Source organism: Mesorhizobium sp. LHD-90 (assembly GCF_030929505.1).
Classification (GTDB): Bacteria; Pseudomonadota; Alphaproteobacteria; order Rhizobiales; family Rhizobiaceae; genus Kumtagia.
Map to the genome: position 1 here is coordinate 1 of NZ_JAVFVV010000062.1, position 556 is coordinate 556.

General features: G+C 63.3%; 1 protein-coding gene. It reads right to left on the reverse strand.

Features of this window, described 5'->3' with window-relative positions; translation table 11 throughout:
* Window positions 1-556: biotin/lipoyl-binding protein (locus RB623_RS30285; protein ID WP_308060992.1), on the reverse strand; the 556-nt coding region annotated here is incomplete at both ends.

Below are 556 nucleotides of genomic sequence, written 5' to 3' on the forward strand. Positions count from 1 at the left end.
TTGCGATCTGGGTTTGCAGAACCTCCTTGCTGGCCAATGCCTCCCTGACTGCGCCCTCGCGGCCGTCGGCGAGAACCTTCAGCCGCTCCAGCTCGCGACGGGTGACGACGTCGGCGTTGCGCTTCATCAATTCGGTCTTCGTGTCCAACTCGTCCTGCGCCTGCAAATAGGCGGCCTCGGCCTGGGTGATCCTGCCGTCCGCGGCCTCGAGTTCCATCCTCGTGACCTGGAGTTGGGCATCGATCTCCGCCGAGCGCCTCCGCGCCGTCTCCAGGGCTGCTTCCTCCTCCCTGCTGTCGAGTCGGAACAACGGCGCGCCGGCCTTGACCTCGTCGTTGAGTTTCACGAAGACCTCGGCCACGCGCCCATTCTTCTCAGGCAGGATCGTCACCGTGCGGAAGACGGCGGTGACATTGCTGCTGGCGGGATGGAAATAGAAGATGAGCGTGATCAGCGTGACCGCCAGGACAAGGCATGCGGTAATTCCCCACCGCAACTCGTACCAGACCGTGTAGATGGTGATCTCCCGGCCGATCCGCTTGCCCTGAACAAAGCG